Annotated in this window: 17 protein-coding genes and 2 pseudogenes; 6 read left to right on the top strand and 13 right to left on the bottom strand. The window is 75.4% G+C overall.

All coding sequences use genetic code 11. The annotated features are described in order from the left end of the window. Positions 1-13: 13 nt before the first annotated feature. Positions 14-490 (bottom strand): Lrp/AsnC family transcriptional regulator, encoded by a 477-nt coding sequence (locus tag K7G61_RS27535; protein WP_225849699.1) that lies wholly within the window; start codon positions 488-490, stop codon positions 14-16. Positions 491-550: 60 nt separating this feature from the next. Here K7G61_RS27535 and K7G61_RS27530 point away from each other — a divergent pair, with 60 nt between their 5' ends. Further along, positions 551-1,948, top strand: coding sequence for a PLP-dependent transferase (locus K7G61_RS27530; protein WP_308190718.1), 1,398 nt, complete (start codon positions 551-553; stop codon positions 1,946-1,948). Positions 1,949-1,974: 26 nt separating this feature from the next. Here K7G61_RS27530 and K7G61_RS37380 read toward each other — a convergent pair. Further along, positions 1,975-2,514: pseudogene (locus K7G61_RS37380) on the bottom strand (N-acetyltransferase family protein); the annotation flags it as partial. A gap of 1,265 nt (positions 2,515-3,779) precedes the next feature. Continuing rightward, entirely contained in the window at positions 3,780-5,186 is a 1,407-nt protein-coding gene (locus K7G61_RS27520) for a PLP-dependent aminotransferase family protein (RefSeq protein ID WP_225849734.1), read from the bottom strand. 431 nt (positions 5,187-5,617) lie between these two features. Between K7G61_RS27520 and K7G61_RS27515 the strand changes: the two genes are divergently transcribed. Next, the gene (locus K7G61_RS27515) at positions 5,618-6,664 is read left to right on the top strand and encodes a DMT family transporter (RefSeq protein WP_225849698.1); all 1,047 of its coding nucleotides are present in this window, start codon (positions 5,618-5,620) and stop codon (positions 6,662-6,664) included. 266 nt (positions 6,665-6,930) lie between these two features. Here K7G61_RS27515 and K7G61_RS27510 read toward each other — a convergent pair whose 3' ends face one another. Then, complete coding sequence (locus tag K7G61_RS27510; RefSeq protein WP_225849697.1) at positions 6,931-8,391, bottom strand: NCS2 family permease; 1,461 nt, start codon at positions 8,389-8,391, stop codon at positions 6,931-6,933. A gap of 171 nt (positions 8,392-8,562) precedes the next feature. Continuing rightward, a complete protein-coding gene (locus K7G61_RS27505; protein WP_225849696.1) occupies positions 8,563-9,309 on the bottom strand; it encodes an SDR family oxidoreductase in 747 nt (248 codons plus the stop codon). A gap of 286 nt (positions 9,310-9,595) precedes the next feature. On the opposite strand from K7G61_RS27505, the gene K7G61_RS27500 reads away from it, so the two are divergent. Continuing rightward, positions 9,596-10,360 (top strand): GntR family transcriptional regulator, encoded by a 765-nt coding sequence (locus K7G61_RS27500; RefSeq protein ID WP_225849695.1) that lies wholly within the window; start codon positions 9,596-9,598, stop codon positions 10,358-10,360. Positions 10,361-10,466: 106 nt separating this feature from the next. Here the strand turns inward: K7G61_RS27500 and K7G61_RS27495 are convergent, their stop codons facing one another. After that, positions 10,467-11,624: an ROK family transcriptional regulator gene (locus K7G61_RS27495; protein ID WP_225849694.1), complete on the bottom strand. Its 1,158-nt coding sequence runs from the start codon at positions 11,622-11,624 to the stop codon at positions 10,467-10,469. 150 nt (positions 11,625-11,774) lie between these two features. Here K7G61_RS27495 and K7G61_RS27490 point away from each other — a divergent pair, with 150 nt between their 5' ends. After that, on the top strand, positions 11,775-12,461 hold the full coding sequence (locus K7G61_RS27490; RefSeq protein ID WP_225849693.1) for a hypothetical protein: 687 nt from the start codon (positions 11,775-11,777) through the stop codon (positions 12,459-12,461). Here K7G61_RS27490 and mug read toward each other — a convergent pair. The 6 genes from mug to K7G61_RS27460 all read right to left on the bottom strand — a co-directional run bounded on the left by mug (position 12,458) and on the right by K7G61_RS27460 (position 18,380). Continuing rightward, on the bottom strand, positions 12,458-13,087 hold the full coding sequence (gene mug, locus K7G61_RS27485; RefSeq protein ID WP_225849733.1) for a G/U mismatch-specific DNA glycosylase: 630 nt from the start codon (positions 13,085-13,087) through the stop codon (positions 12,458-12,460). The two genes, K7G61_RS27490 and mug, sit on opposite strands and share 4 nt — an antisense overlap. After that, the gene (purB, locus tag K7G61_RS27480; protein WP_225849692.1) at positions 13,084-14,517 is read right to left on the bottom strand and encodes an adenylosuccinate lyase; all 1,434 of its coding nucleotides are present in this window, start codon (positions 14,515-14,517) and stop codon (positions 13,084-13,086) included. Before purB ends, mug begins: the two co-directional genes overlap by 4 nt. 58 nt (positions 14,518-14,575) lie before the next feature. Beyond that, complete coding sequence (locus K7G61_RS27475) at positions 14,576-15,361, bottom strand: SGNH/GDSL hydrolase family protein (protein WP_225849691.1); 786 nt, start codon at positions 15,359-15,361, stop codon at positions 14,576-14,578. Positions 15,362-15,501: 140 nt separating this feature from the next. Next, a complete protein-coding gene (locus tag K7G61_RS27470; protein WP_225849690.1) occupies positions 15,502-16,518 on the bottom strand; it encodes a hemolysin family protein in 1,017 nt (338 codons plus the stop codon). Further along, complete coding sequence (locus K7G61_RS27465; protein ID WP_225849689.1) at positions 16,515-17,846, bottom strand: hemolysin family protein; 1,332 nt, start codon at positions 17,844-17,846, stop codon at positions 16,515-16,517. The genes K7G61_RS27470 and K7G61_RS27465 overlap by 4 nt, the downstream gene beginning before the upstream one ends. Before the next feature lie 105 nt (positions 17,847-17,951). Then, positions 17,952-18,380 (bottom strand): GNAT family N-acetyltransferase, encoded by a 429-nt coding sequence (locus K7G61_RS27460; RefSeq protein ID WP_225849688.1) that lies wholly within the window; start codon positions 18,378-18,380, stop codon positions 17,952-17,954. 99 nt (positions 18,381-18,479) lie between these two features. Here K7G61_RS27460 and K7G61_RS27455 point away from each other — a divergent pair, with 99 nt between their 5' ends. Beyond that, complete coding sequence (locus tag K7G61_RS27455) at positions 18,480-18,725, top strand: toxin-antitoxin system HicB family antitoxin (protein ID WP_225849687.1); 246 nt, start codon at positions 18,480-18,482, stop codon at positions 18,723-18,725. After that, positions 18,722-19,099 carry a fic family toxin-antitoxin system, toxin component gene (locus K7G61_RS27450; RefSeq protein ID WP_225849686.1) on the top strand — a complete coding sequence of 126 codons (378 nt, stop codon included), beginning with the start codon at positions 18,722-18,724 and terminating at the stop codon, positions 19,097-19,099. Before K7G61_RS27455 ends, K7G61_RS27450 begins: the two co-directional genes overlap by 4 nt. A gap of 196 nt (positions 19,100-19,295) precedes the next feature. On the opposite strand, the pseudogene bioD reads toward K7G61_RS27450, so the two are convergent. Beyond that, positions 19,296-20,012: pseudogene (gene bioD / locus K7G61_RS27445) on the bottom strand (dethiobiotin synthase); the annotation flags it as partial. Between the last annotated feature and the right edge of the window lie 147 nt (positions 20,013-20,159).

The raw sequence follows: 20,159 nt of genomic DNA, 5'->3' as shown, positions 1-20,159 counted from the left end.
GACGGTCTTGCGGTCAGGCGCCCGGCGGCAGCAGCGGCCCGCACTCCCACTGCTGGAAGATCAGCCGCGTCTCCACGCGCGCGACCTCCCGGCGCGCGGTGAACTCGTCCAGCACCAGGCGCTGCAGATCGGCGGTGCCCGCCACGGCGACGTGCACCAGGTAGTCGTCGGGACCGGTGAGGTGGAACAGCGCCCGGGACTCCGGCAGGGCGCGGATCCGGTCGACGAAGGGGCCGATCAGTTCGCGGCGGTGCGGCCGCACCTGCACCAGCAGCAGCGCCTGCAGGCCGCGGCCGAGCCTGGCCGGGTCCAGCCGCAGCTCGTGCCCGAGGATCACCCCGCTGCGGCGCAGCCGAGCCACCCGGTCCAGGCAGGTGGACGGTGCCACGCCGACGGCCGCCGCCAGGTCGCGGTACGTGGTCCGCGCGTCGTTCTGCAGGATGCGCAGAATGTCCAGGTCCACCGGATCGAGAGCGACGGATTCGGTCATCGACCGAACGTAGCACGGCCTTCAGCCCGTTCGGCCCGGTGGACGTTCAGTGTGACGGGTATGGAGTCGACCACCGCATCGAGCCCCTCGGACCGCGCTCTGGACACCGAGGCCGTGCACGCCGGGCGCGAGGACCTCGCCGCCGCGGGCCTGCACGCCGTACCCCTGGACCTGTCCACCACCTACCCGTCACGGGACAGCCGCGGCGAGGCCGCGCGGCTGGACGCCTTCGCCGCCACCGGCGCCCTGCCGGACGGCCCGCCCGTCTACGCCCGGCTGGACAACCCCACCACGGCCCGGTTCGAGACCGCCCTGGCCCGGCTGGAGGGCACCGAGTCCGCCGTCGCGTTCGCCAGCGGCATGGCGGCGCTCAGCGCCTGCCTGCTGGCACAGTCCGCGCGAGGGCTGCGGCACGTGGTGGCGGTCCGGCCGCTGTACGGGTGCAGCGACCACCTGCTGACCGCGGGCCTGCTCGGCACCGAGGTCACCTGGGCCGACCCGGGGGACGGCCGGGCGGAGGCGGTCGGCGCGAGCGTGGCGGCCGCCCTGCGCCCCGACACCGGCCTGGTCATGGTGGAGACGCCGGCCAACCCGACGCTGGCGGAGCTGGACCTGCGGGCCGTCGCCGACGCCTGCGGCGGCGTGCCGCTGCTCGCCGACAACACCTTCGCCACCCCGGTCCTGCAGCGGCCCGCCGGCCTCGGAGCCCGGATCGTGCTGCACAGCGCGACCAAATACCTGGGTGGGCACGGCGACGTCATGGGCGGAGTGGTGGCCTGCGACGAGGAGTTCGCGCGGCGGCTGCGGCTGGTCAGGTTCGCCACCGGCGGCGTCCTGCACCCGATGGCCGGCTACCTGCTGCTGCGCGGCCTGTCCACCCTTCCCGTACGGGTCCGCGCCGCCTCGGCCACGGCCGCCGGCCTCGCGGCCCGGCTGGCCGCCGACCCCCGCGTCACCGCCGTCCACTACCCCCGCATCGGCGGTGCCATGATCGCCTTCGAGACGGCCGGCGACCCGCACGCGGTGATCTCCGCCGTACGGCTGATCACTCCCGCGGTCAGCCTCGGCAGCGTCGACACGCTCATCCAGCACCCGGCCTCGATCAGCCACCGCATCGTCCCCGGCGACGACCGCTGGTCGGCGGGCGTCGGCGACCGCCTCCTGCGCATGTCGGTCGGCCTGGAGAACGCCGACGACCTGTGGCGGGACCTGGACCAGGCGTTGGCCGCGTCCGTTCGGCAGGAGCCCGCGGCGCGGGCGGATCAGCTCGTGCGGCCGGACACCCAGGGCAGCGCGGCGAGCCGCGGCCCCGCGTCGGAACAGGGCGCCGCCACGGGCCCGGACGCGGCCTCGGACCTGGAAGCCGCCTGGTCCGCGGACGCCGCCTTGTGCGCGGAAGCCGCGGGTACGACCGGCAGTGACGCGGTCAGCACCAGCGTCCCGTCCTCCACCTGGTAGTCCAGCGGCAGCCGCAGCGACCGCATCGCCGCGACCATCCCGGTGTTGGTGGACTGCGTGACCGCGTACACGCTCTCCCGGCCCGCCTCGACCGCCATCTCGACGAGCGCGCGCAGCAGCGCCGCGCCGACACCGCGGCGCTGCCACTCGTCCTCGACGAGCAGCGCGACCTCGTTCTCGTCGCCGTCCCACAGCAGGTGGCCGAGTGCCACCAGCCGGCCGGAGGCGGTCTCGACCGCGACGGACCGCCCGAAGCGGGGGCTGAGCAGGTGGGCGAGGTAGCGGTCGGCGTCGGTGACCGGGCCGTGGTAGCGCAGCGCCAGCGTCCTGGGGGAGCAGCGCTCGTGCATCGCCAGTGCCGCGGCCCGGTCCTCGGGCGTGGCGCGGCGGACGGTGATCTCCTCACCCCGCGACAGCGTGAGCGGCCGCGGGCCCGCGGGCGTACGCACGCCGAGCCGCGCGTCGAGTTCCACCAGGGCGCGGGCCCGGGCGAACTCGGTGGGCGTGAACGGCAGGTAGTCGCGCCGCACCGTGATCGTCCCGCCCGACGGGTCGCGCAGCCGCATCACGGTGGGTCGCAGGGCGTCGTCCGCCACGGGGGTGTCCTCCTCGTCACCGGCCGGGGTGGACCGGATCGTGCAGCGGCCGAACAACTGGCGCAGCGCCAGCGGGAGTTCCGCCGCGTCGAGGGCGGTCCTGGTGGCCAGGGCGAGCATACGGGTCGGGGCGTCGACCAGGTCGTGGGCGTCGGCCCGTTCCAGCCACGTATCGGCGCCGCCGGCCTCCCCGACGGTCACCGCCAGTGCGGCGGCCGGCAGCGATCGGGGCGCCCGCAGCAGGAACTCGTCGACCGTGCCCTCGGCCAGTGGATGGGTCTGCAGCGTGACGATGTCCACCCCGCTGTCCGCGAGGGCCGCGCACACCGCGGCCAGCGAACCGGGGGCGTCCCGCACCGTGGTGCGCAGCCGCCACAGCGCGGTCTCCCGCTCGCCGTCTTCCGGCTCCCGCCGGCCGACCGGTACCGGCGCGTCCTCCGCGGCGCCGGCCCGGTCCCTGCGGTGGTGCGCCCACCGGTGGAACACGGCCGCCGCGAGCAGTCCGGCGGCCGAGGTGATCAGCAGCACCCGGCCGTCCGGGCCGTGGTCGACGAGGTCGGCGACGAAGTCGGCGGCGGCCATGGCGGCGAACAGGACGGCCGTTTCCACCAGGTCGCGGCCGCGGTGACGGCGCCGCCTACGGTCCGGGTGACGCTCCGTCTGCCGGGTCGCGGCACGGTCGGGGGCGTGGTCAGGTGTCGAACGAGGCATGCGTTCAGCCTGCCGAACCGGTGTTGCGCGATCACGAACGTTCCGTGACCGGACGGTAAAGGCCGGAACTTGTCGGTTAAGTTATCCTTTCAACCTTTTTGCCGTTCTCGCGGCTCCGCCGGGCCGCCCGGCCGGCGCGACCGCGAGGCGCCGGCGTAATGGCCGCCGGGTGACGTCCGGGTGCCCGGTGCGATCCCGGCCGCCCGGACGGCCGACCGGGTGCCGCGGCCCCTGCGACGGCCCGGCCTCGCCGCCCGCCCCGCGGACCCGCGCCGCCCGCCCCGCCCCGCTCGGCACCGGCGTCCGCGACGACCGCGGCGCCCCCGTACTGCCCGGCGCCTGGCTCCAGGTCCGGCTGGGCCGCCCGGACAGCGCGCGCGCCCGCGCCACCGCCGTGGTCGAGGAGTACCCGGAGGTGACCGGCCGGACCGCCGACGACCGCCGGCGACCGCCGGGCCCGGGCCGAGGCGGTCCCGGCGCGGACCGGGCGGTGAGCTCACGGGCGCCGCGCGGGCGTCCCGGCCTCAGCGGGCGGCGAGCGAGGCCATGAGCCGGACCGCGTTGGTGAGCGCCTCAGGCGCCAGATGCGCGTAGCCCACCACGAGAGCCGGCTCGTCCTCCTCGGTGCCCGGCGGCACGCCCGGGCCGCCCGCCGCCGCGAACCGGTACGCCGACAGCGGCCGCACCTTCAGGCCGGCCGCCGCGGCGGCGGCGAGGAAGCGCCGCTGCGGCCCGTACGCCCGGGGCAGCGTCACGATCGCGTGCAGTCCCGCCGCGATGCCGCTCACTGAGGCACCCGGCACGCACCGCGCCAGCGCCGCGACCAGCGTGTCGCGCCGGACCCGGTACGCGCGCTGGCAGCGCCGCAGGTGCCGGTCGTAGTGCCCGCCGCGCAGGAACTCGGCGAGCACGGCCTGCTCCGTGACCGGGTTGCCCAGGTCCATCGTCCGCTTGCGCGAGGCGGCGTCCGCTGCCAGGTCCGCGGGAGCCACCAGCCAGCCCAGCCGCAGCCCGGGCGCGAGCGCCTTGCTCACCGAACCGGTGTACGCCACATGCCCCGGTGCCAGGCCCTGCAGCGCGCCGACCGGCGCCCGGTCGTAGCGGAAGTCGCCGTCGTAGTCGTCCTCCAGCACCAGGCCGTCCACCGAGCGGGCCCACTCGGTGAGGGCCGCGCGCCGCGCCGCCCGGTAGGCCACGCCGGACGGGAACTGGTGGCACGGCGTGACGATCACCGATCGCACCCCCGTCGCCGCCAGTGCCCCGACGTCCAGCCCGCCCGCGTCGACCGGCACCGGCACGGCGGTGATCCCGATCGCGGCCAGCAGACCGTTGTGCTCGGGGCTCCCCGGGTCCTCGACGGCCATCAGACGCTCCCCGCGCCCCCGCAGCACCAGGCCGAGCAGGGTCTGCGCCTGCGTGACGCCCGAGGTGATGACGACGTGGTCCGGATCGGCGGCCACCCCTCTGCGCCTGGCGAGCAGTTCGGCCACCGCCTCGCGCAGCGCGGGCAGCCCCCGCGGGTCGGGGTAGCCGAACGCCCGGTTCGGCAGACGCGCGACCACCCGGCGGTGCGCGGCCGACCAGGCGGTACGCGGGAACAGCGACAGGTCGGGCACCCCGGCCCGCAGGTCCAGCGGGCCGCCCCGGTCGTCCTCGGCGAACGGCTCCGCCGGGGCCGCGGCGGCCTGGGCCGCCCCCTCGGTCACCCAGGTCCCCGCACCCTGGCGGCCGGTCAGGTAGCCCTCGGCGGTGAGCTGGGCGTAGGCGTCCGTGACCAGGCCCCGCGAGACCCCCAGATCCGCCGCCAGCTCCCGGCTCGACGGCAGCCGGGTTCCGGGCGCGAGCCGCCCCGACCTGACGGCCTCCCGCAGCGCCCCTTGCAGCGCCCGCCCCCGCCGCCGGGGCGGCGCGCCCGCAGATGGAAGGAGCACCTCCCAAGCGGCGGTCCACCCCGTCCCCTCGACGCCCGCGCCGCGGTCCCGCGCGTCCTGGGCCCTGTCGGTGTCGGGGCCCGCGTCCTGGGGCGCGTGAGTGCCGGGGCTCGCGTCCTGGGCCTCGTGAGTGCCGGAACCGTCGTCCTGGGCCGCGCGGGTGTCGGGGCTGGCGTCCCGGGCCTCGTCCATGCCGGGATCGGCGTCCTTGGCCGCGTCGGTGCCGGAACCGGCGTCCCGGGCCGCCCGGGTGTCGGAACTGGCGTCCCCGGCCCTATGCGTGTCGGCGCCCCCACGCACGGCTCCGTCCGTGCCGGGACCCGTGTCCGTGCCGGAACCCGCGCCTGTGCCCGGGGTCGCCGAAGTGGTCCTCGTAATCGCCATGGAAATGGACCTTAAACCGGACCGATCGTGCTTCGTAGCGTGCGGACATGAACTCCTCGTACCGAACCGGCTTCCTGCTGGCCGCCGTCGCCTGCGTCCTGGTCGGCGCGTCCTTCACGGCTGGTGGTGCCCTCGTCCAGTACCCGCACGCCGGCGGCCAGGCCCTGCGGTACGCGAGCGCCGCCCTTCTGCTGCTGTGGCCGTCTCGCGGCGGCGCGGCGCGCAAGCTGCGCTCCCTCACCGCGCGGCACTGGGCGCTGGCCGCGGCGGTGGCGGGCGTGGGCATGGTCGGCTTCAACCTGTCGATCCTGGCGGCCGAACGGACCGCGCAGCCGGCGGTGCCTGGCGTCCTGGTGGGCTGCGCGCCGGTGGTCGTCGCCGTCCTCGTGCCGCTGGGCGCCGGGCGGCGGCCGTCCCCGGCCGTCGTCACCGGGGCGCTGCTGGTCGCCTCGGGTGCCTTCGCCGTCCAGGGATGGGGCGGCACGGACACCGCGGGCTTGTGCTGGTCGGTGGCGGCCCTGGCGGGCGAGGTCGGGTTCGCCCTGCTCGCCGCTCCCCTCGTGGGGCGGCTCGGACCGCCGCTGCTGTCGGCGTGCGTGTGCGCGCTGGCCGCCCTGGAAGCGGCCGGCGTCGCGGCGGTGTGCGACGGCCGCGCGGCCCTGCGCGTGCCCACCGGCGCCGAGACCCTCGCCCTGGCCTGGCAGTCCGTGGTCGCCACGGTGATCGGCTTCGTCTGCTGGTACGCGGGCATGCAGCGCATCGGCGCCGAACGCGCCACCCTGTGCTCCGGTCTGATCCCCGTCTCCGCCGCGCTGACCGCGCCCCTGGTCGGCGTCGGCACCTTCGGCGCCGGCCGCCTCATGGGCAGCGCCCTGGTCGCCACCGGCGTCGCGGTCGGATCGGGCGCGCTGAGGCGGCGGGGAAGGGCGCGGCCCGTACGCGTACGTGACGCGGTGCGGACGGGAAGGGCACGGTCGGCGGTCGGCCGCACGGCTTCACGTACCGAGCCGGGCGCCGCCGGCCCGCGGGCCGCCTCCGACTCCGCGGCGGCCGGACGCGACCGGGCCGTCGCCACTCCCGCGAGCCGCCGTTGAGCGGCCGCTGAGCGGCGCGCGGACGCCGTGCGCGCGCCGCCCGCCTCCCGCCGGAGGAGGGGACCGGCGGCAGGGGCGGGCGGTGCGGCCGCTCCGGCCGGGACGGGGGCGCCCGGTCGGAGCGGTTGGCCGGGCCGGCACGCGCACCGGCCCGTATCCGCAGAACTCCCCGCACTTCGGCGGAGTTCCCGGCACCAGCGGGCGCAGCCGGCAGCCTGCGGGCGGCAGCCTGCGGGCGGCAGAGGGCCCGCCCGGGCCGCGGGCCGCTACTTGGCGCCGAGCCAGTGCTGGATCGGGTCGATCGCGAAGTAGGCCACGAAGCACACCGACACCGCCCACACCAGGGGGTGCACCTCCCGCGCCTTACCCAGCACCAGTTTGATCGCCACGAAGGACAGGAAGCCCGCGCCGATGCCGTTGGTGATGCTGTAGGTGAAGGGCATCGCCGCGATGGTGAGGAACGCCGGGACGGCGATGTCGTACTGCGTCCAGTCGATGGCGCGGACCTGGGCCATGAGCAGGAAGCCGACCGCCACCAGGGCGGGAGCGGCGGCCTGCGAGGGGACGACCGCGGCCAGCGGGGACAGGAACAGGGCCAGCGCGAACAGCGCCCCCGTGACGACGCTGGCCAGGCCCGTGCGCGCGCCCTCGCCGACGCCCGCGGCCGACTCCACGTAGGCGGTGTTCGACGAGCACGAGGCCGCGCCGCCCGCGACGGCCGCGGCGCCGTCGATGAACAGCACACGGCCGATGTTCGGCACCCGGCCGCGCTTGTCGAGCAGCCCGGCCTCGCCGGATATGCCCACGATCGTGCCCATGGCGTCGAAGAAGTCCGACAGCACCAGGGTGAAGACGAAGAGCGAGGCCGTGACCACCCCCGCCTCCCGGAAGCCGCCGAAGACACTGAAGTGCCCGATGAGCCCGAAGTCGGGGCTCGCCACCACCTTGTGCGGCCACTTCGGCACGGTCAGCCCCCAGGCGGCGTCCGGGACGTTCGCGGCCGAGTTCACGATGATCGCCACGACCGTCATCGTCACGATGCCGATCAGGATCGCGCCCTTGACCCGCCGGGCGACCAGCGCGACGGTGAGCAGCACCCCGACGCAGAACACCAGGACCGGCCAGCCGCTGAGGGTGCCGGTGGCGCCGAGCTGGACCGGCACGGTCGTGTGCGCGGCGTCCGGGACACGGGTGGCGAACCCGGCGTCGACGAAGCCGATGAAGGCGATGAACAGGCCGATCCCGACGCTGATGGCCTGTTTGATGGGCAGCGGGATGGCGTTCATGATCGCCTCCCGCAGGCCGGTCGCCACGAGGACGCAGATCAGCGCGCCCTCCAGGACCACCAGGCCCATCGCGTCCGGCCAGCTCATCTTCGGCGCGAGCTGGTAGGCGACGACCGCGTTGAGGCCGAGACCCGCCGCGATGGCGAGCGGCAGGTTCCCGCCGACGCCCATGGCCGCGGTCATCACGGCGGCCACCAGGGCGGTGGCGGTGACGAGTTGAGCGGGCGACAGGTGGTGTCCGTACTTGTCCGTCCCGCTGCCGAGGATGATCGGGTTCAGTACGAGGATGTACGCCATCGTGAAGAAGGTGGCCACGCCACCGCGTACCTCGCGTCCCGGAGTGGACCCGCGCTCCGCGATGCGGAACCAGCGGTTCAGCGCGCTTCCGGCGGGCGGGGGAAGGGACGTCGGCGTCTGGGCGTCCACGACGGGTCCTGACATGGTGCTCCTCGGGTTCGGGCGAAGGACGGAACGCGGCTTCGCGGCACGCGGATTGTGCCCCCGCGCACGTCGTGACGGGTTTCCCCCGCGTTACCGCGTATCACCGTCGGGTTTCGGCCATGTCCGGGTCAACACCCAGGACGAAGTCGAACCGCCTCCGGCCCGTGCCGGTCAGAGCCCGCCGGCCACCCTCACCACCGCGCCCGTGGTGTACGACGCCTCGTCCGACAGCAGCCACGCCACCGCGCCGGCCACCTCGGCAGGCTCGCCCGGGCGCCGCATGGGGATCCGGTCGGGGTTGCGCCACGGCCGCTCGGGGTCGCCCATCGCCGCGTGGATGCCGGTGACGATCATGCCCGGCTGCACCGAGTTGACCCGGACGCCCTCGGTCGCCAGCTCCTTGGCCAGGCCGATCGTCATCGCGTCGACCGCGGCCTTGGACGCGGCGTAGTGCACGTACTCTCCCGGGCCGCCCAACGTCGCGGCGCCCGAGGAGATGTTGACGATCGCGCCGCCCCGGCCGCCGTACCGCGTGGACATCTCCCGCACCGCCCGGCGCGCGCACAGCATCGCGCCCATCACGTTGACCTGCACGACCCGGCCGATCACCTCGACCGGCGTCTCGGCGAAACGGCCGAGCGGCCCGGTGACGCCCGCGTTGTTGACCAGCCCCGTGACCGGTCCGAGTCCCTCGCGCACGGCGTCGAAGAAGGCGTCGACCTGCTGCTCGTCGCCGGTGTCCACCTGGTGCACCAGGCAGTCCGCGCCCGCCTCGCGGATCGCCCGGGCGGTCTCCTCGGCCGCGTCCCGCGCCCGTTCGTAGCCCAGTCCGATCAGGTGGCCGGCCTCGGCCAGCCGCAGCGCCACCGCCGCCCCGATCCCGCGGCCGCCACCCGTGACCACCGTGACGCGGCTCATGGCGCCCACCTTCCTCCTCCTTGCGGGGACCGGATCCCGCAATTCGCGCGGCCGGTTCCCGACGCCAGGTCACGAACGCTATCGCAGCGCCTCGTCACCACCGCTTGCACCGTCCACGTATCCGCTTCCGGTGGGAAAGGGAGGCTTCGAGGATTGGTCTTGACCAAGTTCGCGAGACCGATCTATCGTCCTGGTAGTGCAAGGACCTTTAATAAAGACGGATTCCGAAACAAGGCTCGACAAGGCGGACGCGACGCGCCCGACAAGCGGTGATTGCGAGGACAGGGTGGGGACCACGCAGCTCGAACCGGTGCAGGAGCCCAAGTACTGGCACCTCAAGACCGTGCTGAACGACGCCCTCGACTCGGAGTTCGAGGTCGGCGAGATCCTGCCCAACGAGCGGGACCTCGCCGCCCGCTTCGGCGTCGCCCGTGCCACGCTCCGCCAGGCGCTGGAACAACTCGAACTCGAAGGCCGCCTGCAGCGGCGGCGCGGCGTCGGCACCACCGTGGCCCCGCCGCGCATCGGCGTGTCCGTGGGCCCCTCGGCCGGCACCTGGCCCGGCGCGGGGCGCGACGCCTGGGACACCGTCGGCTGCGCCGAGGCCGCGCCGCCGGCCGCCGTCGCCGCGCTGCTCGGCGTGGAGGCGGGGGAGCGCGTGCACACCGTCCGCCGCGAACGCATGATCCAGGGTCAGGCCATCGCCACCGAAATGCTCTACGTGCCCCCGGCGTCCGTCCCCGGCCTGTCCGGCATGCTCGGCCCCGCCGAGCACGCGCCCGCGGTGCTGCGTGAACTGCGGGAGCTGGAACTGGAGGGCGAGGACCGCGCGGTCGAACTCGGTTCGGCCCGCGCCGAGGACGCCAAGCAGCTCGACCGGCTGCCGGGCGCGCCGGTCCTGGTCGTCACCACCCGCTACTACGCCCAGGGCCGCGTCGCCGCCGCCTCCGTGGCCACCTACCGCGCCGACACCTGCCGCCTCACCTTCGGCGACTCCGGGGCCCTGGAGGTCACCCACCACCAGGCGTCCGACACCCGCCGGGCGTCCTGACCCGCGGCACCGCCGCGACACCCCTGCGACACCCCTGCGCCCGACCGGCCCGCCGCCTGCCGCGGCGGGCCCCGCGCCGGGGGAGTCGCGCCGCGCCGGGGCCGTCCTACAGGTGAGCCGGTGAGGTCCGCTCGACCGCGAACAACCGCTCCTCGACGTGATCGAGCGCCAGCCGCAGCGCGCCCGTCGCGATGGCCTCGGAACCGAGCGCGGAGAGCACCACTCGGGGCGGCCGCAGGCAGTACCTGGCCAGTTCCGACCGCAGCGGGTCGAGGACCCCGTCCAGGCCGGCCGCCCAGCCGCCGATCACCACCAGTTCCGGGTCGAGCGCCAGCGCCAGCGCCGCCACGTCGTGCACCAGCCGGCGCAAGAAGCGCTCCACCGCGTCCCCGGCCTGCGCGTCGCCGTCCCTGGCCAGCGCGAACACCCGCGCCACCGCCTGCTCGTCCAGCGGATGCAGCGGCGTGCCCGTGGTGGACAGCAGGTGCTCGGGCGTGACCTCGCGGCCCAGCAGGTGCAGCGCCCCGATCTCCCCGGCTGCGCCGCCGAACCCGCGGTGCAGCCGGCCGCCGATCAGCGCACCCGCCCCCGGGCTCAGCCCCGCCAGCACGAACACCAGGTCGTCGGTGTCGACCGCGGCGCCCTTCCAGTGCTCGCCGACCGCCGCCACGTTGGCGTCGTTCTCCACCAGCACCGGACAGCGGAACGAGCGCCGCAGCCGCTCGCCCAGCGGCAGTCCGGTCCAGCCCGGCAGGGCCGTGCTCAGCCGCACCTCGCCGCCCGCCGCCACGATGCCGGGGCTCCCCACGCCCACCGCCCACAGCGTGCTGCGCGCCACCCCGGCCTTCCGCAGCAGTTCGGCGACGGTGCCGCGCACCCGCTCCAGCCGCTCGTCGGCGGGCGCCGCCTCGGGCACCTCCCGGCCGTGCGAACCCAGCACCTGCCCGGCGAGGTCCGACAGCAGCACCCGCACCTGGTGCGAGCCGATCTCGATGCCCAGCAGGTGGCCGGCCTCGGCGTGGAAGCGGAACCGGCGGGCGGGCCGGCCCTGCCTGCGGCCGTCCCCCGCCCCGGGCGCGGCCTCCACCACCAGCCCCGACTCCGTCAGGCCCTCGATCACGCCCTCGACGGTGGGCCGGGACAGCCCCGTGCTGTGCACCAGCTCGGTCAGGGTGGTGGTTCGCGCATCGCGCAGGGCGTGGAGGACGACCGCGGAGTTGATCCGCCGGAGCAGCGACGGATCCCCGCCGGTCAGTCGCCCCAAGGTGTGGTCCTCCCAGTCGCACGTGTGTGGCGGATGGTACCCGGCACCGGGCCGCGCGGCGAGTGTCCCCGGGCCCGCGCCGCGCCGCGCGACGGGGGCGCGCGGCCTGACGGGCAGCCAACTGTCACAGGGCGGCGCTTTACTGGAGACATGGATCTTGCCGCTCTGCTCGCCGAGGTGGACCGGCTGCGCCGGCTGCCCTTCCCGGCCCGGCGCGGCCACCGGGGGACCGTCGTCAGCGGGCCCGGCTTCCACCTGGCCGCCCTCGCGGTGAGCGAGGACCTCCACGACCCCCACGGCGCCGACCCCGGCCGGGCGGCTCATGCGGAGGACGACTTCCGCGCCTGGTGCCAGGCCCTGGTCGAGCTGCTGAGCGCGCGCTGGGGCGAACCGGAGACGCTCGACCTGTACCCGTTCCTGGAGCGGCGGACGGCCGGCGGACCCACCGCCGGGGCTTCACCCGAAGGGCGCCCCCCGCCGCCGCTGGACGAGCTGTGCGGCTTCGTGCCCGAGGTGTACGGGTGGCGGGTCGGCGACCGCTGGACAGCCGTCGGCGTCGGCCAGGGCGAGCGCGGCTTACCGCTGCAGCTCGTCGTGGCGACGGCGGACCGGGCGGTGTACGAGCAGGCGGTGGCGCCGGGTCCGGGTCCGACGGGTCCTCGGGTGACGGACCCGCGTACGGCGGGTCCGCGGATGTCTGACCCGTCTGTGTCGGACCCGTCCGTGTCCGAGCCGTCCGTGTCGGACCCGTCCGTGTCCGAGCCGTCTGTGACGGACCCGTCCCTGACGGACCCGCGCGTCATCGGTCCGCGGGACGCCGGCGCGCGAGGGGCCTAGATCCGTAGCCCGGTCCCGTCCGGACCCTGCGCCCGCACGGCCGCGGGCGCACCGGTCGCGTCGCCGTCCGCGGCCCGCGGGCCGTACTGCGATCCGTACGCCGCCGCCCGCAGCCGTCCGAACTCCTGCGCCAGCGTCGCGGGCGACCAGTGCGCGTTGAGCCCGCTGGGGGAGGGCAACACCCAGACGCGGGTGCCGCCCAGCCGCAGCTCTTGCGGTCCGACCCGGGCGTCCTTGTCGCCGAAGGCCACCCGGTAGGCCGTGACCCCCAGCACCGCCAGCCAGCCGGGCCGGTACGCGGCAACCTTCGCGATCAGCCGCTCGCCGCCCGCCATGAGCTCCTCGCGGCTGAGCTCGTCCGCCCTGGCCGTGGCCCGCCCGGCCACATTGGTGAGGCCGAAGCCGAGCTCCAGCACCTCCCACTGCTCCGCGGGCGCGAACCGCCGCGGAGTGAACCCGGAGGCGTGCAGCGCCGGCCAGAACCTGTTGCCCGGCCGGGCGAAGTGGTGCCCGGTGTACGCCGACATCAGCCCGGGGTTGATGCCGCAGAACAGCACACGCAGGTCGGGCGCGACCACGTCCCGAAGGGTCCGGTCACGCGCGGCGGCGAGCTGCTCGGGGGTCAGAGGATCGCCCCTGGACGGTAGGCGGCCGCCTGCGGGTGCGCCTTGACGACCTCCTCCACCCGGCGCACGACCTCGACCACCTGCGAGGCCGCCGCCCCCGTGAAGGACAGCCGGTCGGCCATCAGCGCGTCCAGTGCGGCGCGGTCCAGCGGGATCCGCTCGTCGGCGGCGAGCCGGTCGAGCAGTTCGTTGCGCTCGGTGCCCTGCTCGCGCATCGCCAGCGCGGAGGCCACCGCGTGCTCCTTGATCACCTCGTGCGCGACCTCCCGGCCGACCCCGGCGCGCACCGCGCCCATCAGCACCTTTGTGGTGGCCAGGAACGGCAGGTAGCGGTCCAGCTCGCGCGCCACGACCGCCGGGAAGGCGCCGAACTCGTCCAGCACCGTCAGGAACGTCTCCAGCAGCCCGTCGAAGGCGAAGAAGGCGTCCGGCAGGGCGACCCGGCGCACCACCGAGCAGGACACGTCGCCCTCGTTCCACTGGTCGCCGGCCAGTTCCCCGGTCATCGACGCGTATCCGCGCAGGACCACCATCAGGCCGTTGACGCGCTCGCAGGAGCGGGTGTTCATCTTGTGCGGCATCGCCGAGGAGCCCACCTGGCCCGGCTTGAAGCCCTCGGTGACCAGCTCGTGCCCGGCCATCAGCCGGATCGTCCGCGCGGTGGAGGAGGGCGCGGCGGCGAGCTGCACCAGCGCCGAGACCACCTCGTAGTCCAGCGACCGCGGGTAGACCTGGCCGACGGAGGTGAACGACCGGGAGAAGCCCAGGTGCCCGGCGACCCGCCGCTCCAGTTCGGCCAGCGCGGCCTCGTCGCCGCCCAGCAGGTCCAGCATGTCCTGCGCGGTGCCGACCGGGCCCTTGATGCCGCGCAGCGGATACCGCGCGAGCAGTTCCTCGACCCGCGCGAAGGCCACCAGCAGTTCGTCCGCAGCCGTGGCGAACCTCTTGCCCAGCGTCGTGGCCTGCGCGGCGACGTTGTGCGAGCGGCCGGCCATCACCAGCTCCGCGTACTGCCCGGCGAGCTGCCCCAGCCGTGCCAGCACCGCGACCGTGCGGTCCCTGACGTGCTCCAGCGAGAGCCGGATCTGGAGCTGCTCGACGTTCTCGGTCAGGTCCCGCGAGGTCATCCCCTTGTGGACCTGCTCGTGCCCGGCCAGCGCGTTGAACTCCTCGATCCGGGCCTTGACGTCGTGCCGGGTGACCTTCTCCCGCTCGGCGATCGAGGCCAGGTCGACCTGCTCCAGCACCCGCTCGTAGTCCGCGACGGCCTCCTCGGGCACCTCCACCCCGAGGTCGCGCTGAGCGCGGAGCACGGCCAGCCACAGCCTGCGCTCCAGCACCACCTTCCGCTCCGGCGACCAGAGGGCGGCGAGCTCGGCGGAGGCATAGCGGCCGGCGAGGACATCGGGGATACGCGGCTTGGCAGTCACGTGGGGAGATTCTACTGGTCGCGGCGGTGCCCCCAGCCGCGTCCCGCCGGCGGTGGCCCTACGGCAGCCGCGTCTCGTACGGCAGCAGCTCCGGGCGCTTGGGCAGGCGGCCGTCGCCCGAGGAGCGGCCGGTCAGCCGGCGCCCTATCCACGGCAGCAGGTGCTCGCGGGTGAACCGGACGTCGGCCAGGCGCCGGGCCGCCCAGGGGGCCGGGAGGTGCGGGGGCAGGGCGCGGGTCCACTGCGACTCGGCGGGCAGCCCCAGGGTCTGCCACACCGCCTCGGCGACGCGGACGTGCCCCTCGGCCGTCAGATGGAGCCGGTCGTCGGCCCACATCCGCGGGTCGCCCAGCACCTCGGCGCCGTAAAGGTCCACCACCAGGGCGCCGTGGCGCCGGGCGAGGCCGTCGACGAAGTCGTACAGGCGCTCCATGCGGGGCAGGACACGGGTGGCCACCGGGCCGCGCCTGGCCGGGCTGCGCATCAGCACCAGTTGCCGGCAGGCCGGCGCGAGCCGCTCCACCGAGCTCTCCAGCAGCCCGCACACCGCGTCCACGTCGCACTTGGGCCGCAGCACGTCGTTCAGGCCGCCGACCAGGGTGATGAGGTCCGCGCCCATCGCGGCGGCGGTGTCCACCTGCTCCTCGGAGATCTGCCGGATCAGCTTGCCGCGCACGGCGAGGTTGGCGTAGCGGAAACCGGGCGCCCGCGCGGCCAGCCGCCCCGCGAGCAGGTCCGCCCAGCCGCGATAGGTGCCGTCGGGCAGCAGGTCGGACATGCCCTCGGTGAAGGAGTCGCCGACCGCGACGAAGCTCGTGTACGTGTGCGTCTCAGGTGTCCCCATGGCCCGGCGATCCTATGCGAGCGCTTGGTCACCGTACGAACCGGGACCACCGGGAGCCGCCCGTCCCCGGCCGTCCCTGCCCGTCCCCGGCCGTGCCCGCTCGCGTGCCCGCTCGTGCCCTGCCCCGCGGTCCCGGTCCGCTACGGCCGGCCCGGGACGACCAGTTCCTTCAGCACGTCCTCCATGGTCACCAGGCCGAGCCCCCGCCCCTCGTCGTCCACCACCGCCGCCAGGTGGGCGCCGCCGGCCCGCATCGCGGTGAGCACGTCGTCCAGCGGCGTGTCCGCGCGCACCCGGGTGATGCGGCGCAGCGCCGAGCGCGGGAAGGGGGCGTCGGGCGGGAAGGCGTCCAGCGCGTCCTTCACGTGCAGGTAGCCCAGCACCCGGCCGTCGTCGTCGGCCACCGGGAAGCGGGAGAAGCCGGAGTCCGCGCTCAGCGCCTCCAGACCCTCCGCGGTGATGCCCAGCGGTGCGCGCACCACCCGGTCGGCGGGAACGACGATCCCGGCCACCGGGCGCCGCCCGAGCTCCAGGGCGTCCCGCAGCCGTTCCGTCGCCCGCTCGTCGAGCAGTCCCGCCTCGCGCGCGTCCACCACGATCCGCGACAGCTCGTCGGGCGAGAAGACCGCGGCCACCTCCGAACGCGGCTCCACCCGCACCAGCCGCAGTCCGGCGTTGGCCAGCGCGTTGATCCCGAAGATCAGCGGCCGCACCGCCCGGGTCAGCGCCACCAGCGGCGGCCCCAGCAGCAGCGCGGAGCGCACCGGCCCGGCCAGCGCGATGTTCTTGGGCACCATCTCGCCGAACAGCATGTGCAGGTAGGTGGCCAGCGCCAGCCCGATGGCGTACGAGGCCGGGTGCACCACGCCGTGCGGCACGTGCGCGACCCGGAACAGCGGTGCCAGCACGTCCGCGACCGCGGGCTCGGCCACGATGCCCAGCACCAGCGTGCACGCGGTGATGCCGAGCTGGGCTCCGGCCAGCAGCGCCGACAGGTGCTCCAGGCCCCACAGCACCGGCCGCGCCCCGCGCTCGCCGGCCGCCGCGCGCGGCTCGATCTGGCTGCGCCGCACCGAGACCATCGCGAACTCGGCGCCCACGAAGAAGGCGTTCACCACGATGGTCAGCAGGCCGACCAGGATCTGCAGGAGGGTCACGGGGCCTGCGCCTCCCCGCCGCGCGGAGGCGACACCAGCAGCGCGCGGGCCGCCCGGTGCCCGGACGCCTCGGTCACCTCGATCCGCCAGCCGCCGACCTCGACGGTGTCGCCGCGCCCCGGGATGCGCCCGAGCCGGTGCGCCACGAGCCCGGCCAGCGTCTCGTACGGGCCCTCCGGCGCGCGCAGCCCGATCCGCCGGAGTTGGTCCTCGGTGCGGGTGGCGCCGTCCGCGTCGTAGACCCGGCGGCCCTCCCGGTCCTCGCGCAGCAGGAGCAGGTCCGGCAACTGGTTCGGGTCGTGTTCGTCGCGGACCTCGCCGACCACCTCCTCGACGATGTCCTCCATGGTCGCCACGCCCGCCGTGCCCCCGTACTCGTCGATGACCACCGCCATCGACTGCCTGCTGGACAGGCGGTCCAGCAGGCGCTCCACGGTCAGCGACTCGGGGACCAGCAGCGGTTCGCGCAGCAGCGCGGTCACCGGCAGCCCGGAGCGGTCGGCCGGCGGTACGGCGAGCACGTCCTTGATGTGGACGGTGCCGATGACGGAGTCCAGGGTGTCCCGGTAGACCGGGAAGCGGGACAGCCCGGTGGCGCGGGTGGCGTTGGCCACGTCCTGGGCGGTGGCCCGCTGCTCCAGGGCGGTGACCTGGACGCGCGGGGTCATCACGTTCTCCGCGGTGAGCTCGGCCAGGCCCAGGGTGCGAACGAACAGTTCGGCGGTGTCGGCCTCCAGCGCGCCCGCGCGCGCGGAGTGCCGGGCCAGCGCCACCAGCTCCTGAGGGTCGCGCGCGGACGCCAGCTCCTCGGTCGGTTCCAGGCCGAGCCGGCGCAGCACCCGGTTGGCGGTGTTGTCCAGATGGCGGATCAGCGGTCCGAAGGCCCTGGTGAACGCGCGCTGGGCGGGCGCCACCGCGGTGGCGACCCGCAGCGGCCGGGAGATCGCCCAGTTCTTGGGGATCAGCTCGCCGACCACCATTAAGGCCACCGTCGTGACCGCCGTGCCCAGCACCAGCGCGAGGGTGGACGCGGCGGACGCGGACAGCCCGGCGGCCCGCAGCGGCCCGCGCAGCAGTGCGGCGACGGACCCTTGAGCGAGCATGCCGATGACCAGACCGGTCGTGGTGATCCCGAGCTGGGCGCCGGACAGCTGCACGGTAAGCGTGCGCACCGCCGCCAGGGCCGCGTGCGCGCCCCGCTCGCCCTCCCGGGCCGCGCGTTCCAGTTCGCTGCGCTCGACGGTGGTCAGCGAGAACTCGGCCGCAACGAACACGCCGCAGGCGAGGACGAGCAGCACGGCCGGCACCAGGAGGAGCGCTTCGGTCATCGGGACACCTCGATCCCATGATCGGCTACCGGGCGCCCGGCCGCACGCGCCGCCGCCCGCGACTTCGCCGGTGCGGCGTGGCGCCCGGCGGCCGACTTCGCCGGTTCAGTCCGCCGTCAGCGGCTTGACCCAGCGGCGCCACTGCTCCTGCGGCGTGTAGCCCGCCGCCCGCCAGGCGTGGTGGGCGGGTTCGTTGCGTTCCAGCACCATGGCGTCGCCGCGGCGGCCGCCGAGTGCGATGAAACGTTCCTGCGCGGCCTCCAGCAAGGTGCGCGCGACACCCTGACGGCGGACGTCGGGACGCACGGCGAGCCGGTACAGGTGGCAGCGCCAGCCGTCGAACCCGGCGATCACCGTGCCGACCAGCTCACCGTCGCGCTCGGCGAGCAGCAGCGCCTCGGGGTCGCGCGCGATCAGCGCGGCCACTCCCGCCGGATCGTCGCTGACGCTGACGCCCTCGGCGGCGGTCCGCCAGAAGGCGAGGACGGCCGCCGCGTCCCGTGCGGCGGCGGGCCGTATCCGTAGATCACTCATACGGGTATCCCACCAGCCCGTCCCGCCCGCCCGGCGGGGATTTCACGATCCGAGAAGGCGCCCTTGCCGCTACTAGCGCTGCGGCGCTAGCGTTGGCGCATGGCGAAGACCCAGTTGAACGTGCGGGTGGACGAAGCCACGGCTGAGGCGGCCAGGGCCCGCGCGTCCGAGCGAGGCATCAGCGTCAACCGGTACATCGAGGAACTCGTCCGGCAGGACGAGGGGGAGTCCGGAAGGGCGTTCGTCCACGCGGCCGCCGACTTCATGAAGAAGTACGAGGCGGTCTTCAGCGAGGAGTTCGGCGGCCCGGGCGGCGCCGAGCCGGGTGAGGGCACCGCCCGTTGACCCTGAAGATCGACCTCGCGTGGCTCCTCATGGTCGCCGAGCGCAACACCCCCGGCGACCCGCAGGTCACGGACTGGGGCGCGCTCGTCGCCGCCGTCAGCAGGCACCAGGCCGAGATATTCGGCCGGCCCGTGTACCCCGACCCGCACACCAGGGCCGCCGCGCTGCTGCAACTGCTGCTCCACGTGCCCGCCCTGGAGCGGTCCAACGCGCTGTTCGCGACGGCGGTGGCGTACGCCTACCTGGTGGCCGGCGGTCTGGCCGTCGGCACCACCGCGGAGCAGGTCAGGGACCTGGCCCGGCTGGTCAAGGACGGCACGGCGGGCGTCGACCGGATCGCCGAGGAACTGCGGACCTGGACCGTCACTCGCTGAGGCCCTCCGGGGCGGCGGGAGCGGCCGGCGGCGGCCCCTCGGCGGCGAGCGGAGCGGCGAACGCGGCGGACGACTCGCCGGCGGGCGGTGGAACGGTGCCCGGAGCCGGAGCCGGAGCCGGAGCCGGAGCCGGAGCCGGAGCCGGAGCCGGAGCCGTGCCGGGTACGGGCGCCGGGCCCGCCGCCGCCGTGAAGGGCGGCGGAGCGTAGTGCGCGGCGAAGCCCCGGGCGTCCCAGCGGCCGCCGAGCTCCGGGGCCAGCCAGTCCGGGGCGGCGGCGCGGAAGGCGCCGGGGGACAGCGCGGCCGCCCGTTCCGGCAGCGCACCGAGCAGGGGGGCACCGGCCGCGACCGGCAGGTCGGCGATGTTGCACCGCTCGGCGAGGTCCGGCTCGGCCCGCCACGAGCCGATGATCACCCCCAGGAAGTTGATCTTCCGGGCCCGCAGCGCCTCCGCGGTGAGCGCCGTGGGGTTGAGGGTGCCCAGGCCCGCGGGGGCCACCAGCAGCACCCGCGCGCCCATCAGCGCGGCCGTGTCCGCGAGCGTGGAGCCCTTCTCGTCGTAGCGGACCAGCAGGCCGCCGGCGCCCTCGACCAGGACCACGTCGTGGACGGCGGCCAGCTTCGCCGCCGCCTCGGCGACCTCCTCGGGACCGACCGGTTTCAGCCCGGCCCGCAGCGCCGCGGTCACGGGCGCCAGCGGCTCGGGATAGCGGGCCAGTTCGGCCGCCGTGACCGGCCCGGCCAGCCGCGCCACCTCGGCGGCGTCGCCCGGTTCGTCGGCGCCGACGCCGGTCTGTGCCGGTTTGAGCACCGCCACGCTCAGCCCCTGCGCGAGCGAGGCCGCGGCGACGGCGGCCGTCGCGACCGTCTTGCCCACCTCGGTGCCCGTCCCCGTGACGACCACGATGGCCATGGTGCCGTTCCCTTCGCTCCGTGCTTCGAGGCGCCGCCCGTACGGCGACGCCCTCTCGGTGTCCAGCGCGCCCTACCCGCGTACCGGACGACTATCCGTCACTGGCAGAGGTGATGGTGATCACGTCTGCCCGTCATCCGCCGGGAC

It is taken from the genome of Streptomyces sp. HPF1205, assembly GCF_020400825.1.
Classification (GTDB): Bacteria; Actinomycetota; Actinomycetes; order Streptomycetales; family Streptomycetaceae; genus Actinacidiphila.
The sequence above is the reverse complement of the archived record's forward strand: the minus strand, read 5'-3'. Positions and strand labels throughout refer to the sequence as shown.

Excerpts from the sequence above, each read along its gene's own strand:
- K7G61_RS27535 (WP_225849699.1), bottom strand. The coding sequence starts at position 490 with ATGACCGAATCCGTCGCTCTCGATCCGGTGGACCTGGACATTCTGCGC.
- K7G61_RS27530 (WP_308190718.1), top strand. The coding sequence starts at position 551 with ATGGAGTCGACCACCGCATCGAGCCCCTCGGACCGCGCTCTGGACACC.
- K7G61_RS27515 (WP_225849698.1), top strand. The coding sequence starts at position 5,618 with ATGAACTCCTCGTACCGAACCGGCTTCCTGCTGGCCGCCGTCGCCTGC.
- K7G61_RS27510 (WP_225849697.1), bottom strand. The coding sequence starts at position 8,391 with ATGTCAGGACCCGTCGTGGACGCCCAGACGCCGACGTCCCTTCCCCCG.
- K7G61_RS27505 (WP_225849696.1), bottom strand. The coding sequence starts at position 9,309 with ATGAGCCGCGTCACGGTGGTCACGGGTGGCGGCCGCGGGATCGGGGCG.
- K7G61_RS27490 (WP_225849693.1), top strand. The coding sequence starts at position 11,775 with ATGGATCTTGCCGCTCTGCTCGCCGAGGTGGACCGGCTGCGCCGGCTG.
- K7G61_RS27475 (WP_225849691.1), bottom strand. The coding sequence starts at position 15,361 with ATGGGGACACCTGAGACGCACACGTACACGAGCTTCGTCGCGGTCGGC.
- K7G61_RS27465 (WP_225849689.1), bottom strand. The coding sequence starts at position 17,846 with ATGACCGAAGCGCTCCTCCTGGTGCCGGCCGTGCTGCTCGTCCTCGCC.
- K7G61_RS27460 (WP_225849688.1), bottom strand. The coding sequence starts at position 18,380 with ATGAGTGATCTACGGATACGGCCCGCCGCCGCACGGGACGCGGCGGCC.
- K7G61_RS27455 (WP_225849687.1), top strand. The coding sequence starts at position 18,480 with ATGGCGAAGACCCAGTTGAACGTGCGGGTGGACGAAGCCACGGCTGAG.